Source organism: Thermohalobaculum xanthum, from assembly GCF_016623495.1.
Lineage (GTDB): Bacteria > Pseudomonadota > Alphaproteobacteria > Rhodobacterales > Rhodobacteraceae > Thermohalobaculum > Thermohalobaculum xanthum.
Genome location: NZ_JAEHHL010000012.1, coordinates 26,163 through 41,115, shown reverse-complemented (window position 1 = coordinate 41,115; position 14,953 = coordinate 26,163). Strand labels below are relative to the sequence as shown.

The 14,953-nt window shown below is 66.9% G+C and carries 14 protein-coding genes; 7 read left to right on the top strand and 7 right to left on the bottom strand.

Annotated elements, in window-relative coordinates; genetic code table 11:
- Positions 1-69: 69 nt before the first annotated feature.
- From miaB to H0I76_RS17010, 3 genes are all read right to left on the bottom strand, one after another.
- Complete coding sequence (gene miaB, locus H0I76_RS17020) at positions 70-1,413, bottom strand: tRNA (N6-isopentenyl adenosine(37)-C2)-methylthiotransferase MiaB (protein WP_200612698.1); 1,344 nt, start codon at positions 1,411-1,413, stop codon at positions 70-72.
- Between the two features lie 102 nt (positions 1,414-1,515).
- The gene (locus H0I76_RS17015) at positions 1,516-1,926 is read right to left on the bottom strand and encodes a MucR family transcriptional regulator (RefSeq protein ID WP_200612696.1); all 411 of its coding nucleotides are present in this window, start codon (positions 1,924-1,926) and stop codon (positions 1,516-1,518) included.
- Between the two features lie 204 nt (positions 1,927-2,130).
- Positions 2,131-2,631 carry a GNAT family N-acetyltransferase gene (locus H0I76_RS17010; RefSeq protein ID WP_200612694.1) on the bottom strand — a complete coding sequence of 167 codons (501 nt, stop codon included), beginning with the start codon at positions 2,629-2,631 and terminating at the stop codon, positions 2,131-2,133.
- 98 nt (positions 2,632-2,729) lie between these two features.
- On the opposite strand from H0I76_RS17010, the gene H0I76_RS17005 reads away from it, so the two are divergent.
- The 3 genes from H0I76_RS17005 to H0I76_RS16995 are packed head-to-tail and all read left to right on the top strand — an operon-like array spanning position 2,730 to position 5,193.
- Positions 2,730-3,347 (top strand): flavin reductase family protein, encoded by a 618-nt coding sequence (locus H0I76_RS17005; protein WP_200612691.1) that lies wholly within the window; start codon positions 2,730-2,732, stop codon positions 3,345-3,347.
- Between the two features lie 11 nt (positions 3,348-3,358).
- Positions 3,359-4,222 carry an S-methyl-5'-thioadenosine phosphorylase gene (locus H0I76_RS17000; RefSeq protein ID WP_200612688.1) on the top strand — a complete coding sequence of 288 codons (864 nt, stop codon included), beginning with the start codon at positions 3,359-3,361 and terminating at the stop codon, positions 4,220-4,222.
- The gene (locus H0I76_RS16995; RefSeq protein ID WP_200612685.1) at positions 4,219-5,193 is read left to right on the top strand and encodes a threonine dehydratase; all 975 of its coding nucleotides are present in this window, start codon (positions 4,219-4,221) and stop codon (positions 5,191-5,193) included. The genes H0I76_RS17000 and H0I76_RS16995 overlap by 4 nt, the downstream gene beginning before the upstream one ends.
- A 116-nt stretch (positions 5,194-5,309) precedes the next feature.
- On the opposite strand, the gene H0I76_RS16990 is transcribed toward H0I76_RS16995, so the two are convergent.
- Together H0I76_RS16990 and H0I76_RS16985 are read right to left on the bottom strand one after the other, a co-directional pair.
- Positions 5,310-7,271 (bottom strand): multiheme c-type cytochrome, encoded by a 1,962-nt coding sequence (locus H0I76_RS16990; RefSeq protein WP_200612682.1) that lies wholly within the window; start codon positions 7,269-7,271, stop codon positions 5,310-5,312.
- Between the two features lie 203 nt (positions 7,272-7,474).
- Complete coding sequence (locus H0I76_RS16985; RefSeq protein ID WP_267913387.1) at positions 7,475-8,569, bottom strand: helix-turn-helix transcriptional regulator; 1,095 nt, start codon at positions 8,567-8,569, stop codon at positions 7,475-7,477.
- 208 nt (positions 8,570-8,777) lie between these two features.
- Here H0I76_RS16985 and H0I76_RS16980 point away from each other — a divergent pair, with 208 nt between their 5' ends.
- The 4 genes from H0I76_RS16980 (at position 8,778) to H0I76_RS16965 (ending at position 13,287) form a co-directional block, all read left to right on the top strand.
- Positions 8,778-9,323: a hypothetical protein gene (locus H0I76_RS16980; RefSeq protein WP_200612676.1), complete on the top strand. Its 546-nt coding sequence runs from the start codon at positions 8,778-8,780 to the stop codon at positions 9,321-9,323.
- Positions 9,324-9,488: 165 nt separating this feature from the next.
- Complete coding sequence (locus tag H0I76_RS16975; protein WP_234455403.1) at positions 9,489-12,011, top strand: arylsulfatase; 2,523 nt, start codon at positions 9,489-9,491, stop codon at positions 12,009-12,011.
- 183 nt (positions 12,012-12,194) lie between these two features.
- A complete protein-coding gene (locus tag H0I76_RS16970; protein ID WP_200612673.1) occupies positions 12,195-12,578 on the top strand; it encodes a hypothetical protein in 384 nt (127 codons plus the stop codon).
- 244 nt (positions 12,579-12,822) lie between these two features.
- Positions 12,823-13,287: a DUF992 domain-containing protein gene (locus H0I76_RS16965; protein WP_200612671.1), complete on the top strand. Its 465-nt coding sequence runs from the start codon at positions 12,823-12,825 to the stop codon at positions 13,285-13,287.
- Positions 13,288-13,716: 429 nt separating this feature from the next.
- Here the strand turns inward: H0I76_RS16965 and H0I76_RS16960 are convergent, their stop codons facing one another.
- Together H0I76_RS16960 and H0I76_RS16955 are read right to left on the bottom strand one after the other, a co-directional pair.
- Entirely contained in the window at positions 13,717-14,016 is a 300-nt protein-coding gene (locus tag H0I76_RS16960) for a hypothetical protein (RefSeq protein ID WP_200612669.1), read from the bottom strand.
- Between the two features lie 259 nt (positions 14,017-14,275).
- Positions 14,276-14,728, bottom strand: coding sequence for a YHS domain-containing (seleno)protein (locus H0I76_RS16955; RefSeq protein ID WP_325166475.1), 453 nt, complete (start codon positions 14,726-14,728; stop codon positions 14,276-14,278).
- Positions 14,729-14,953: the final 225 nt, after the last annotated feature.

The window sequence follows — 14,953 nt, the reverse complement described above, 5'->3', positions numbered from 1 at the left end:
GGGCCGCGAGCCAGACGCGGGCGGGGCCGGTCGTCTCCCGGCGGAGCGGCGCGATGTGACGTGGGAGCGTCAGCCGACGAGGCGTCCCGCCAGCGAGTTCGGCCCCGTGGTCTCGATCGCGACGGGCACGATGCGGCCGAGCAGGCTCGCATCGGCGGCGAGATGCACCGCCTGAAGCCAGGGCGAGCGGCCGACCATCTGCCCGGCATGACGCCCGGGCTTCTCGATCAGGACCGGCATCTCGCGTCCGACGCATGATGCCTGAAAGGCGGTCTGCTGCTCGGCAAGGAGCGCCTGAAGCCGGGCCAGGCGCTCGGCCTTCACGGCCTCGGGGACCTGGTCGCTCTCCTCCGCCGCCGGCGTGCCGGGGCGCGCGGAATACTTGAAGGAATAGGCGCTGGCATAGCCGACCGACCGGACCAGCGTCATGGTGTCCTCGAAGTCCTGGTCGGTCTCGCCGGGAAAGCCGACGATGAAGTCGCCCGACAGCGCAATGTCGGGGCGGGCTGCGCGGATGCGCTCGACGAGGCGGCAGTAATCCTCGGCCGTATGGCGGCGGTTCATCGCCTTGAGGATACGGTCCGAGCCCGACTGCACCGGCAGATGGAGATAGGGCATCAGCTTGCCGACCTCGGCATGTGCCGCGATAAGCCCTTCGTCCATGTCGTTGGGATGCGAGGTGGTGTAGCGGATGCGTTCGAGCCCCTCGATCGTGGCGAGAGCGCGGACCAGCTCGCCGAGCCCCCAGCCGCCGCCATCGGGACCTTCGCCATGCCATGCGTTGACGTTCTGGCCCAGCAGCGTGATCTCGACCACGCCGCGCCCGACCAGACCGCGCGCCTCCGACAGGATGCGGGCCGCGGGGCGCGAGACCTCGGCGCCGCGGGTGTAGGGCACCACGCAGAAGGCGCAGAACTTGTCGCAGCCTTCCTGGACGGTGAGGAAGGCGGCCGGGGCCCGGCGGGCCCTTGGAGCCTCGGGCAGGTGGTCGAACTTGTCCTCCTGCGGGAACTCGGTGTCGATCTGCGGCCCGTCGCCGCGTGCCACGCGCTCGGCCATCGCGGGAAGCCGGTGATAGGCCTGAGGGCCGACGACCATGTCGACCACGGGCTGGCGGCGCATGATCTCGTCGCCCTCGGCCTGAGCCACGCAGCCCGCGACGGCGATTTGCATGCGCCCGCCCGCCGCGGCCTTGGCCGCGCGCAAGGGCTTGAGCCGGCCAAGGTCGGAGTAGACCTTCTCCGCCGCCTTCTCGCGAATGTGACAGGTGTTGAGGATCACCAGGTCGGCGTCGTCCGGAGTGTCGCCCTGCTCGTATCCCGCGGCTGCCAGCGCCGAGGCCATGCGCTCGCTGTCATAGACGTTCATCTGACAGCCATAGGTCTTGATCCAGAGCTTCTTCGGCGCGCTCATCTTCTCGTTCCTCGAACGGCCCGTCACAAAAGGCTACGGCGCGGGGATGTCCCCGCGCCGTCCTTATCCCAAGCGATGGATCCGCCGCAATGGCGGGGCGGCTCAGGCCTTGCGCTTGCGGCCCAGGCCGATCTTCTTGGCGAGCTGCTGGCGCTTGGCCGCGTAGTTCGGCGCCACCATCGGATAGTCGGGCGAGAGGCCCCACTTCGCGCGGTATTCCTCGGGCGTCATGTTGTACGCGGTCTTGAGGTGGCGCTTGAGCATCTTGAGCTTGCGGCCGTCCTCGAGGCAGATGATGTAGTCGTCGGTCACCGATCTCTTGATCGGAACCGCCGGCTTGAGTTCGACCTCCGGTTCCTTCTCGGGCTCGCCGAGACCGTTGAGGGTCGAATAGACGGTTTCGATCAGGCCGGGCAATTCCGCGCTTGGCACAGCGTTATTCGAAACATGCGCTGACACGATTTCCGCCGTCAGGCTCATCAGGTCGCTGTGAGTCACGTTGTCGTCCGTCATCCTGGCATTCCCTTGCGCTTCTTCGGCGAAAGATCAATTCGCTTCGGCTACTCCGTTCGACGGGCGGCCCAAAGGCGAACGATCAACAGTCTGTTCTTCCTATCCTTTGGGTCAAGTATAGGTTTGCTGGGACGAATGCAAATTAATTTGAGAGTCTTTTTACGCAATATTTCCAGGCGCCGGGCGGGCGACTGCACGCGTAAGTCAATCAATCCAGCGATGGACCATGCCCTCGACGTCTTGCATGCTGCCCGGCACGAGTTCGCGCGCAAGTAGACGGTTGAAGTTCACGGGCTTCGGATAGTCGAGGCGCAACGCCAGGTCGCGCCGAAATCCGAAGCGCCGGTAATAGGGCTCGTCGCCGACAAGTATAACACGCGTCCATCCCGACTTGCGCGCGAGATCGAGCGTTTCGCTGATCAGGAGAGCGCCGAGCCCTTCGCCCTGCAGTGTCGGGTGGACCGCCACAGGGCCTAGGAGGAGGGCCGGGAAGTGCCGCTCGCCGACGCGGACGGGCCAGTACCTGATCGCGCCCACCACGGCGTCGTATTCGTCGCGCGCGATAGTGCACAGGTCGGCGACCGGTGCCACACCTTCGCGCAGCTGGTAGGACGACAGCGCGCCGCGCCCGGGCGCGAAGCACAGATCGTAGAGGGCCTCGACCTCCCAGGCGTCGCTTTCGCGTTCTCTCAGCAGGCGGAACATGCGGCGGATCTGCGGCGTCGGGTCGGAGTGGCGGGTTGCGGGCGGGCTCTGGGCTCGCTACCACGCATCACCCGCACTTGCCAGAGGGAGCGCTGATCATGTTCTACCGCCCGGCCGATGGACACGGCCTTCCGCATGACCCGTTCAAGGCGATCGTCGTGCCCCGTCCCATCGGCTGGATCTCGACGCTGGATGCCGACGGGCGGCCGAACCTTGCCCCCTACAGCTTCTTCAATGGCTGCGGCGATCGCCCGCCCATGGTGATGTTCGCCCAGACCGGGGCCAAGGCGCCGGGCGAGCCGGTCAAGGATTCGGTCGCGAACATCCGGGCGACGGGCGAGTTTGCCTGCAACGTCGTGGGAAGTGCGCTGACCGATGCCATGAATGCCTCGTCCGGGCATTATCCCGCCGGCGCCGACGAGTTCGAGATCGCGGGGCTCGCGAAGGCGGATTGCGAGGTGATCGGTGCGCCGCGTGTCGCGAACGCGCCGGCCGTGCTCGAATGCCGGACGGTCCGGATCATCGACGACCTCCCGGCCTGGCAGCCGGGCTGGCAGAACATCGTCGTGATCGGCGAGGTGGTCGGTATCCATATCGACGAGCGCTATCTGAAGAACGGGCTGCTTGACGTTCTGGCCTACAACCCGGTCGCGCGCATGGGCTACATGGATTACACGGCCGTCACCGACAAGTTCACGCTGCGGCGGCCGGGCTGAGGGGGCAGATGATGACACAGGCCATGATCGGGATCATCGGAGGAAGCGGGCTCTACGCGATCGACGGGCTCGAGGATGCCGAGTGGGTGAGCGTCGAGAGCCCCTGGGGGGCGCCGTCGGACCAGATCCTCCGAGGCCGGTTGGCCGGGACGCCGGTGGCGTTCCTGCCGCGCCACGGGCGGGGGCATCGCCATTCGCCGACCTCGATCAACTACCGCGCCAATATCGACGCCCTCAAGCGCATCGGGGTGACCGACATCCTCAGCTTCTCGGCCTGCGGGTCGTTCCGCGAGGAGATGGCGCCCGGCGATTTCGTGCTGGTCGATCAGTTCATCGACCGCACGTTCGGGCGCGAGAAGTCCTTTTTCGGAACCGGTTGCGTCGCCCATGTGTCGGTCGCCGAGCCCACATGCGCGCGGCTGCGCGCGGCGCTGGCCGCGACCGGCGTCGAGGGCCTCCATGACGGCGGCACCTACCTGGCGATGGAGGGGCCGCAGTTCTCGACGCTGGCCGAAAGCCGCCTCTACCGCGAGCAGTGGGGCTGCGACGTGATCGGCATGACCAACATGCCCGAGGCCAAGCTCGCCCGCGAGGCCGAGATCTGCTACGCGACCGTGGCCATGGTGACCGACTACGACAGCTGGCATCCCGATCACGGCGAGGTCGACATCACCTCGATCCTCAAGACGATGCACGACAATGTCGACAAGGCGAAGGCGATGATTTCGGCGGCCGTGCCCGGTCTGGGCGGCACCCGCGCGCCCTGTCCGCATGGCTGCGACAGGGCGCTCGAATACGCCATCATCACCGCGCCCGAGGCGCGCGATCCGGCGCTCCTCGCCCGGCTCGACGCCGTGGCGGGGCGGGTGCTGTGAGCCTCTTCACCCTGGCCGAGCTCGAGTCGGCGGCGGCGCTGGTCCACCGCCACATGCCGCCGACGCCGCAATACGCCTGGCCGCTGCTCGCCCGGCGGGTTGGCGCCGAGGTCTGGGTCAAGCACGAGAACCACACGCCCACCGGCGCCTTCAAGGTTCGCGGCGGCCTCGTCTATCTCGACGATCTCGCGCGCAGCGGCGGATGCCACGGCATCGTGACGGCGACACGCGGCAATCACGGCCAGTCGATCCCCTATGCCGCGCGCGCGCATGGCATCCCGGTGCGGGTCTATGTGCCGCACGGCAATTCGACCGAGAAAAATCGCGCCATGGAAGGCTGGGGTGCCGAGCTGCTGGTGCACGGGCGCGATTTCGAGGAGGCGCGCATCGAGGCCGTCCGCGTCGCCGAGACCGAGGGGCTGCACCTTGTGCCGCCTTTCCACCCGCTGCTCGTCCGCGGCGTGGCGACCTATGGGCTGGAGCTGTTCCGCGCGGTCTCCGGGCTCGAAGCGGTCTACGTTCCCATCGGCATGGGCTCGGGCATCTGCGGCCTGATCACGGCGCGCGACCTGCTCGGGCTGAAGACCGAGATCATCGGCGTCGTTTCGGATGCTGCGGACGCATATGCGCGGAGTTTCGAGGGAGGCCGGATCGTCGAGACCGCGAACGCCATCACCTTTGCCGACGGCATGGCCTGCCGCGTGCCGTGGCCCGAGCCGCTCGAGATCATCCGCGGCGGCGCTGCGCGCGTCGTGCGCGTGAGCGACGCCGAGGTAGCCGCCGCAATCGCGACCTACTTTGCCGATACGCACAACATCGCCGAAGGCGCGGGCGCGGCGCCGCTCGCGGCCCTCGTGCAGGAGCGCGACAGGATGCGCGGCAAGAAGGTCGGGGTCATCCTCTCGGGTGGAAACATCGACAGGGCGTGGTTCCGCACAGCCCTGGAGGGCGACGTGCCGCGCGCCGCCTGAGCGCCATCCGGCCCGGAAGGCGCTCCGGACTCAGGGAAAGATGGCCCCTCCCGACGGGCGCGTTCTGATCGCGTTTGCCCTGAACGACAGGATGGCCCGTCCGGCCGCGGCGAGGCTCACTGCGCCGGCGGCGCGGCGAGGGCCCGCCTCGCCTCGGCAAGCATCGGGTCGTCGGGGTTGGCAGCGAGCGCGCGGTCGATCACGCGCCGGGCTTCGCCGGGGTCGCCCAGCCCCGCGCGGATGCGGGCGATCATCACCCAGGCGTCGACCAGTTGCGGGTCGAGTTCGACCGCCTCGCGGAAGGCGGCCTCGGCCCCGCGCCAGTTCTGCGTGGTAAGACCCACCCCGCCAAGAACCATCTGGGTCTCGGGGAAATCGGCCCTGCCGAAGAGCGAGACGCGCCATTCCTCCATGGCGCCGCTCAACGCGCCGGTCGCGGCCAGCGGCAGACTGTCCGCTGGGAGGCTGAGCATGTCGCGCGCGGCGGTGATCCGCACGACGCGGGCGGGATCCGAGAGGAGCGGAGCGAGCCTCTCGGCCCGAGGCCCCGGCGCCGCGCCGCGCTGCACGGCAATTGCAGCGGTGCGCACCAGCGGATCGGGGTCCGCCAGAACGGGGCTGGCATCGGCCGCGATGCGCTCGTCCGTCGCTCGGGCAAGCAGATCGAGCGCGGTTGCGCGGACGATGCCGGGCATCGTTTCACTGGTCGCGATATCGAGGAGCAGCTCCGCGGCCGAGGCCGCGTCGGCTCGCGCCGCGGCGAAAGCCTCCGAGAAATGACGCCCGCGATGGTCGCTCTGCGGGAATCGCCGGGCGATCTCGGCCGCAGCCCAGTCCTGGCCTCGGCCTTCGTGGCAGTCGGTGCAGGCGTCGGGCGCGCCGGTCCCGGCGCCAAGATCGGGCCGCGGCACACGGAAGCTGTGATCGCGCCGCCCGTCGATCCCCATGTAGACCCGCTCGACCATGTGGCACGAGACGCAGAGTGCGCCGGGGGTGCCCGCCTCGTGGAAATGGTGCGCGGGGTCGTCGTAGAGCGCCTTTCGCAGGCTGGAAAAGCGGTCGTTGCCCGCGGGTGAGTGGCACTGCGTGCAGGTGGCGTTGCCGTCGACGCGCAGCGCCGCGCGGTGCGGGTCGTGGCAGTCCGAACAGCGCACGCCCTTGCCGTACATCTTCGACTGGAGGAACGAGCCATAGACATACACCTCGTCCTGGATCGTGCCGTCGGCGTGGTAGAGCCCCTCGGTCAGCAGCGCGAGGCGGTAGGCGTCGTGAAAGGGCGTACCCGGCAGGGGGCTGGCATCCGACAGCGGCTCGCGGCGCGAATGGCAGCCCGCGCATTGCTGGATCTCGGCCTCGGCATCGGCCCGCGGGAAGGGGGCGGTGAAGCCGCGGGCATCCGTGCCGGGCCAGCGCGACGGATCGTGGCCCGGCGGGTTGGCAGACCAGGCGAGGTGCGCCTCGCCGGGGCCGTGGCAGGCCTCGCAGCCGACGCCGATCTCGGCCTCGTGGCTCGCGTAGCGGCGGGTGGCGGGGTCGTAGGCCTTTTCGTAGCCCGTGGCATGGCACTCGGCGCAACGCGCGTTCCAGTTCTTGTAGGGCCCGGTCCAGTGCAGCCCGTCGCCCGGCGGCAGGTCCAGGTCGGGATAGAGGTGATACCAGCGGCCGCGCTCGGCATCCCAGGTAACGTCAAAGGACTGAAGACGCCCGGGCTCGGTCTCGAGCAGGTATTGCTGCAGCGGGGCGATCCCCGCGACACCGGCCACCGGGAAGCGGCGCAGCGCGCCGTCGGCGCCTTGGGTCTCGATCGCCGGGGCGCCGTTCTCGCGCGTGAAGCGGGTGCGCTGGCCGCGATGGACGAAGACGGCGTCGTCGAAGGCGCCCAGCAGGTGAGGCTCGCCCGGCAGCGTCCAGGCGAGATCGTGATGCGAGCCGCGCCAGGCCTCGGTCTCGGCCGCATGGCAGCCCGCGCAGCTTTCCGTTCCGACATAGGCGGGCGGCTCGGCCCGCGCCGGTATCCCTGCCAGCAGCGCGAGCCCGATCGCGGCGAGCCGCGCGCGGCCGACGGGGGAGATTCTCATCGCAAGCCCTCTCTCACTGCGGCGTCGCCCGGGGACGGGATCCCGCATGTCCGAGCCGGGATCACGCAAGCATGTCAGCGCCACCGAATCCACCGTCTTCGTCAGCCACCTCGATCGAAGGGCCGGAATGCGTCGACCCAGCCGGCTCCGATCCGCATGTCGGGGGTGGGGAAACCGCGAAGAGCGAGCCTGCTGCCCTGCGATCAGCTTGCATCAGCAGCCCAGGTCGCCGCGTCGGCTTGTGCGTCCGCGGGCCGCGTCCGGGCGCCGGCGCCTTCCCGCGAATCCCCGGTCGCGCCGCGCAGATCGCGTGCCGTCTGGTCCGTCCAGCGCCGAACCGCACGGCTCAGGCAGGCCTGGCTGGAATAGCCCAGCCGGGCCGAGATCATGCCGATCTGTTCGCTGCTCGCCTCGATCTCGGCGATCGCACGCCGTCGGCGGACATCGTCCAGCAACTCGCGGAACGAGGTCCCGTTCTCCGCGAGCACGCGTTGCAGCGTGCGGCGGCTGAGCATGATCGCCCGGGCCGCGTCGTCGATGGTTGGCGTCCCCTCGACCAGCATCTCGTCGAGGTACACGCCGACCGCCTCGACCAGCGACGCCTCCTCACCGAGCCTGAGCCATCTGAGCGGCATCCGGGGCGCAGGCCCCTTCAGGTCGAGCGGCGCCGGATAGGGACGGTCGAGCGACCCCTTGCGGAAATGGAGCGCAAGAACATTCGATCGCGCCTCCACGACCTCGTCGCACAGATGCGCTCGCAGTTGATCGAGCGAGGCCGGCGCCCAGGGCGCGATCTCGACACGCAAAAGCGCGGGCTCGCCCGGTGCCATCGGCGGAACCAGCGCCGCCATCAGCGAGGCGGTCATCTGCTGCGCGATATGCACGCCGCCCGGGTCGAACGGTCCGGTGAAGGACGTGTACACCACCGGGCAACCCCGTTCAGCGCCGATCGCAATGCGCTCGTGCGTGCAGAACCACGGCATCGCCCGCGCAATCCGCAGCAGCGCCTCGCGTGGTGTGCGCGAGCCGATCACGAGATTTCCGGTCACACCGAAATCCCTGAGGGTCTCGGCCACGAGGCTGCGGCAGCCCAGATCGATCAGTCCCTCGCGCTCGGCCACTTTGCCCAGGAACGTGAACAAGGGAGCGAGCGGCACCGGGGCTTCCGGCTGTTCCCACGGATAGCCGTCGACGTGCGCATCGGTCATCGCGCGCTCGACGGAAATTCCATGCGCGGCAATGCATTTCAGGAATGGTCTCAGTCCGGCGGCCCTGACGAGCGGAATTCTGCGGGACATGGTTGCCACCAATCAAACTATGGCGGCAACGGTAGCCATTCGTGGCGCGTAAAGCAAAACCAATGCCAGCCGAGCGACATACGGTTCGTCCGGATGGTTCATTTAGATGATTCATTCAGATGGTTCACTACGACTCGTACCGACAACCCAAGACCCCCGCAGACGCGCCCCGCCATGCGCGGGAGCGGATCTACTTCCGGAGAGAATGATGTCCGAAATCGAAACCTTCGGCCTGACCCGACGCCGCCTGCTTGCCGCGGGCGCGGGTGCGGTCGCCGTTGGCATGGGGGCCACGTCCCCCGGCCGCGCCGAGGACGGCAAGGCCGACTTCCTGTTCGTGCAGAGCGCGGCCGCGATGAGCTACGACGCCGCAACCGGTCGCCTGACGCTCAAGGGAGTAAGTCCCGTCACGGTGATGTTCACGGACCGTCCCGACCGTATCGCGGGCAACATGAGGACGGCCGATTTCGTGCCGTTCTGGAGCGAGGGCACCGACAGCTTCCTGACGGATCCGCCGAATGCCGACATCTCGATCCTCGAAGGAGAAAAGCTGATCGAGGCCGTCGTGGTGCTGCGTGACCCCGCGATCAGCGGCGACGAGCTTTCCTACACGGTCGAGGTGCTGGAGGGCGAGATGCCCGCGGCCGGTCAGAATGCATCGGTGTTCATCGACATCATCGGGATGCCGATGACCCCTCTCTCCTTCGCCGGAGCGCGGCGGAGGGCTTGGCGGCGTGCAGTGTACTACCGGTGATCATCCGCGCCGGGAGCCGGGGTGTGCGATCTTGGGGACCGCACCGCTTGGCGCGGCGCCAGACCACGGATCGAGGAGCGCAACGCCACCGATAGACGATCGATACGGCAAAATTCTCCGCCGAGGCGTCGCGGGCCTCGACGATTTTTAGGGAGACCAATCACGATGAACCGAACGACCTTGATTGCCTGCATTACCTCCGGATTTGCCGCCGTCGCCGCGCTGGCCGGGCCCGCGCAGGCGCAGCAGGGCGCGACCGCTCCGGGCGCGCCGAACGCGACCGTCACGCTCGACGGAAAGCAGTTGCCGCCGCCGGTGCCCGAGTTCGGCGGCGTGATCGAGAACGACGCATTGCAGTCCACGCCATGGTGGCCGCCGAGGGTGGTCCCGCCCGAGGGCGCGCCGAACGTGCTGCTCATCATCACCGATGACGCGGGCTTCGCCGTCCCCAGCACCTTCGGTGGCGTCATCCCGACCCCTGCCATGGACAAGCTTGCAGGTGAGGGATTGCGCTACACCCGGATGTTCTCGACCGCGCTCTGCTCGCCGACGCGCGCGGCCCTGATCACCGGGCGCAATCACCACTCGGCCGGCTTCGGCGTGATCTCCGAACAGGCGACCGGCTTCCCCGGCTATGACAGCATCATCGAGCCGGACAAGGCGACCATCGGCCGGATCCTGCTCGACAACGGCTACAACACCTCGTGGTTCGGCAAGGACCACAACACGCCGGCCTTCGAGGCGAGCCAGTCGGGCCCCTTCGACCAGTGGCCGACGGGGCTTGGGTTCGAGTATTTCTACGGTTTCGTCGGGGGTGACGCGAACCAGTGGCAGCCGAACCTGTTCCGCAACACGACCCAGATCTACCCCTTCGACGGCGCCGAGCCGGGAACCTGGAACCTGGTGACCGCGATGGCCGACGATGCCATCGACTGGATGACGCGGATGCACCAGACCAACCCGGGCAAGCCGTTCTTCATCAAGTATGCGCCCGGCGCCACGCATGCGCCGCATCATCCGACCAAGGAATGGGTCGAGAAGATCAGCAGCATGAAGCTGTTCGACGAGGGGTGGAACAAGCTGCGCGAGACGATCTTCGCGAACCAGAAGAAGCTGGGCGTCATTCCCCAGGATGCGGTCCTCTCGCCCTGGCCGAAGGACGTGCTCAAGGAATGGGACGACCTGACAGACGAGGAGAAGAAGCTCTTCATCCGGCAGGTCGAGGTCTTTGCCGCCTATGCCGCCTATAGCGACCACGAGATCGGCCGCGTGATCCAGGCCGTCGAGGATATCGGCGAGAAGGACAACACGCTGATCATCTACATCAATGGCGACAATGGCACGAGCGCCGAGGGCGGTCCGCTGGGTACGCCCAACGAGGTCGCCTTCTTCAACGGTATCAACATGATGCCGGTCGAGACCCAGATGAAATGGTATGACGTCTGGGGAACCGAGGCGACCTACAACCACATGTCGGCCGGCTGGTCATGGGCCTTCGACACGCCGTTCTCGTGGTTCAAGCAGAACGCATCGAAGCTCGGCGGCATCAACCAGAACATGGTCGTGTCGTGGCCCAAGGGGATCAAGGACAAGGGCGGCATCCGCGACCAGTTCGTGCATGTGATCGACGTGCTGCCGACCGTGCTGGAGGTCAGCGGCATCGCGGCGCCGCAGATCGTAGACGGCATTCCGCAGGCGCCCATCGAGGGCACGAGCTTTGCCTATACCTTCGATGCGGCGAACGCCGACGTGCCCTCGCGCCACAAGACCCAGTATTTCGAGATGATGGGCCAGTGGGCGCTCTACCACGAGGGCTGGTTCCTCAGCACCAAGGTCAACCGCGCACCCTGGGAGGCGTTTGGCGCCGCCAACCCCGATCCGCTGAACAACCAGGTGCTCGAACTCTATGACCTGAACTCGGACTTCAGCCAGACCGCGAACCTCGCGGACAAGCACCCCGACAAGGTCCAGCAACTGAGGGACCTGTTCATCCGCGAGGCCGCGAAATACCAGGTCTTCCCGATGGACGCCTCGGTGGCGGCGCGTGTCATCGCCCCGCGTCCGAACATCACGGCCGGCAGGTCCGAGTTCGTCTACACGCGGCCGATGGTCGGTCTGCCCCAGGGCGACTCGCCGCTTCTGCTGAATACCTCCTACACGATCACGGCCGAGATCGAGGTGCCGGAGGGTGGGGCCGAGGGCATGATCCTGACCTCGGGCGGCCGTTTTGCGGGATACGGTTTCTACCTGCTCGAAGGCAAGCCGACCTTCCTGTGGAACCTTGTCGATCTAGAGCGGATCAAGTGGCAGTCGCCCGAGGCGCTCGGCCCCGGCAAGCACGTGGTGGAGTTCGATTTCGCGTATGACGGCCTCGGCGTCGGCACGTTGCGCTACAACAGCATGAGCGGGCTGGGACGCAGTGGCACCGGCACCCTGAAGGTGGACGGCAAGGCAGTCGACACCAAGAAGATGGAGCACACGCTTCCCGTCATCCTGCAATGGGACGAGAGCTTCGATGTCGGCTCGGACACGCTGACCGGCGTGAACGATGCCGATTATCTGCCGCCCTTCGCGCTGACGGCGAAACTCGGGAAGCTCACGGTCAGGGTCGACCGGCCGCAGCTGTCTGAGGCCGATATCAAGAAGCTCGAGGCGGAGATGAACAAGGCCGCCGCGGCGCGTCAGTAACCTGACACTCACCAAACGGGCGGCGCTCGCGTGCCGCCCGATCGGATTGAAAAAGGAATGTCGTCGTCGGGCTCCCGGGCAAATCTACGCATTCGCCTTCGCGGGGCGGAGACGTGGCGCGGGCGTCGATGGGCGCGACAGCCGATGGGATATGATGGCAATCATGCTTTCTCGGAGACAACCATGTCGCACAAGATGATGATCGTGATCGGTACCCTCGTGGCAGGAGTTATCGGGGCAGGGACTGCCCAAGCAGCGGACGCGGCGGTGAACGCCGCGCTCGATGCGTGTCGCAACAGCGACGATTATTCGAGCCAGGCACAACGAAGCATGTGCGAGATGCATGTGCTGGCGATGCAAAGCTCGGTTGACGCCGCTCAGAAGCACGGGGAATGGACGCTCCACCTCGATTTCGACGACACGAATGACTCGCCGGAAGTTGCTTCAGCCAAGAAGGCGCTTGGCGATGCGCTCGATAACTGCGGTGACCAGGGCCTGAAGGGCGGCGAAATGGAGGCCTGCCGACTCAGCGCCTTCCACGCCTACCACGAGGCGCTCGGCAACTGAGTGAGCGGGGGGCGGCGGCACTCCCCCGCGTCTGGCTGTCGGTTCGCAGTCGTTCGGGGCCCGAACGACGCATGTGCCAGATCGCGCCTCGTTCGGCGGGCCGAGGCGGTATGTGCGACTCGTAGCGGCGACGACAGAAAGCATTTAATTAAGCGGAAGCGCGAAATCAGGAGAATCGCGCCGAGCCTCGGCACGCACTGAAAAACATTGCTCCTCGATCTGACATCTGAATGGAGAAAATTCGATGAAACACCTCGCCCTTGCACTCCCAGCCCTGCTCGCCGCCTTTGTTGCAGGCGCCGCCCAGGCTCAATCCGGCGCCGATATTGGCGTCCTGACCTGCAAACTCACGGATGTCGACAACATCGTCGTCTACACGAAGGAGACCTTCGCCTGCGAGTTCAAGCCGGCGAAGGGCAAAGAGGAATCCTATGTCGGCCAGATCAAGCAGGTCGGCATCGATCTTTCGATCGACAAGAATTTCGAGCTGGTCTGGGCAGTGCTGGCACCAACCGAGGTCGCCTACGAGCCCGGTTCGCTTCGCGGGACGTATGTTGGCACGGGCGCTGACGTCGCCCTGGGCGGCGGCGTCGGAGCGAAGGTCCTCGTCGGTGGTGGCGAGAACTCCTTCAGCCTTCAGCCCGTCAGTGTCGCGGGCATCGTCGGTGCGGGCGCATCGGTCGGGCTCCAGGAGTTCGAGCTGAAGTAAGGCTGCGAGGGAGGCACGACGGGCCCGGGGGCGCCTTCGGCCAGGCATTCCCCCGGGTCAGTGACGACGCCGGGTGATCGCTTCCTATCCGCGTGCCGGCCGTCCGGCTTGGGCGCGTTTGCGGATGGCGACGCGCCCGGTGCGCCGCGGCTCTTCACGCATGAGGAACGACGCGGGGCTGTTCGGCACGCTAGGGCCAGCGCCGGACCGATGGCATTGACGCAAATGGCCTCGGCCATTGCTCGCGCCTCGATCGCTGCCAGGGATTTCTTGGGCGTCGCCCCGGGCGGAGAAAGGATGCCGGTTGCGACGCTGACCAAGCCAAATTGCCCGTCGATCGCGTTCATCACGCGATCGACCGAACTCTGGTCCATTACATCGATGCCGTCTGCCGAGCGCGACAGGCCCGTGATCGCGACCGGCTTTGCCTCAGGTCAGTGTCAACAGCAGCATCACAATCGCCGAGACGATGCGAGCAAGATCCGCGTGGCTGGCGGGGCCCGTGTAGCGAGCGGCCGAGCGCCAGACACCGACCACCGCGACCAGGTTGTACGGCGCAGACAGGCCATAGCCCACGAACAATGCCGACCATGTTCGGTCGATTGTCATCAGGGACAGGAACAGCACGCTCGTCGTCAGGTTCACCACGAGCCCGATGCCGATCGCCCAAGTCCAGAATGCCTCGCCGAGGGACAATTCACCCGACCACAGAGAGCGCAGCTTTTTCATGGCGCATGCCTCGTTGAAACTGCGGGTCCTCGCGAGCGCACGCCAAGAGCCGGAATTGACCAGAGCATAAACGTGAAACGCTTCGCGAATGCCAGTGGCTGCGTGCCGGGCAAACGTCGCTCCCTCAATTCACCGGCGCTCTGCAACAACCAAAGCGGCGCCGCAGCGCCCGATTAGGCAGATGTGGCCAACGAGACGGGAGGCAGGGTCCGATCTGAGACGGGGTTTCTGCGCCTTCGCGCCTTGCAGCGTCACGCCCTCAGTCGAGCACGCGCGGCCAATTCGTGTCGCCCTTGGCGATGTTGCTCGGAATGTCCCCTTCCCACTGTGCCTGAACGCTCTTGGAGTAGTTCAGGTAGAGCTTGCCATCCACGATCTTCCAGGCTTCGGGATCGGTCGACGCCGTATAGCCTTGCGACACCGCCCAGGCGCAATAGCCGCCATACTGGGGGGCAAAGGCTTCCGGGGTGGCGGCGAAGCGGTCGCGGTTCTCGGCGCTCGAGAAGCGCCAGGTCGCTCCGTTCCAGTCATGCGTGAAGGCGGAGGAGCCCTCGACCGGTCGGCCCTCGTCGAAATAGGCGACCGGGTCATATCCGTTGATCGCCGTGCCGCCAAGGAATGACTGGTAGACCGGGTCCTTCGCCACCGAAGGCGTCGCGGAGGCGATCAGCAGGGTCAGGGCGGCCAGCAGGGCTGTCAGCAAACTGCGCATCATGGTCTCCGTCTGATATCGCGGATCATCAAGTAAATGCGACGCTCGCGCCGCTGCGCCAGCATCGGGCGTTACGTGACACGGGTTTGTGACCTGGCTCGATGTTCCCCGAGCGCAGACACTCTTTGGGCCGCTTAAGCCCGTGATGCCCTCGGAGGCGCCCCTCGGCGCAAAGCCGACTGCGTTGTGGGCGTGTTCGCTTCAGGTCGATGGATCACCGCCCTG

Excerpts from the sequence above, each read along its gene's own strand:
- miaB (WP_200612698.1), bottom strand. The coding sequence starts at position 1,413 with ATGAGCGCGCCGAAGAAGCTCTGGATCAAGACCTATGGCTGTCAGATG.
- H0I76_RS17015 (WP_200612696.1), bottom strand. The coding sequence starts at position 1,926 with ATGACGGACGACAACGTGACTCACAGCGACCTGATGAGCCTGACGGCG.
- H0I76_RS17010 (WP_200612694.1), bottom strand. The coding sequence starts at position 2,631 with ATGTTCCGCCTGCTGAGAGAACGCGAAAGCGACGCCTGGGAGGTCGAG.
- H0I76_RS17005 (WP_200612691.1), top strand. The coding sequence starts at position 2,730 with ATGTTCTACCGCCCGGCCGATGGACACGGCCTTCCGCATGACCCGTTC.
- H0I76_RS17000 (WP_200612688.1), top strand. The coding sequence starts at position 3,359 with ATGACACAGGCCATGATCGGGATCATCGGAGGAAGCGGGCTCTACGCG.
- H0I76_RS16990 (WP_200612682.1), bottom strand. The coding sequence starts at position 7,271 with ATGAGAATCTCCCCCGTCGGCCGCGCGCGGCTCGCCGCGATCGGGCTC.
- H0I76_RS16985 (WP_267913387.1), bottom strand. The coding sequence starts at position 8,569 with ATGTCCCGCAGAATTCCGCTCGTCAGGGCCGCCGGACTGAGACCATTC.
- H0I76_RS16980 (WP_200612676.1), top strand. The coding sequence starts at position 8,778 with ATGTCCGAAATCGAAACCTTCGGCCTGACCCGACGCCGCCTGCTTGCC.
- H0I76_RS16975 (WP_234455403.1), top strand. The coding sequence starts at position 9,489 with ATGAACCGAACGACCTTGATTGCCTGCATTACCTCCGGATTTGCCGCC.
- H0I76_RS16970 (WP_200612673.1), top strand. The coding sequence starts at position 12,195 with ATGTCGCACAAGATGATGATCGTGATCGGTACCCTCGTGGCAGGAGTT.
- H0I76_RS16965 (WP_200612671.1), top strand. The coding sequence starts at position 12,823 with ATGAAACACCTCGCCCTTGCACTCCCAGCCCTGCTCGCCGCCTTTGTT.
- H0I76_RS16960 (WP_200612669.1), bottom strand. The coding sequence starts at position 14,016 with ATGAAAAAGCTGCGCTCTCTGTGGTCGGGTGAATTGTCCCTCGGCGAG.
- H0I76_RS16955 (WP_325166475.1), bottom strand. The coding sequence starts at position 14,728 with ATGCGCAGTTTGCTGACAGCCCTGCTGGCCGCCCTGACCCTGCTGATC.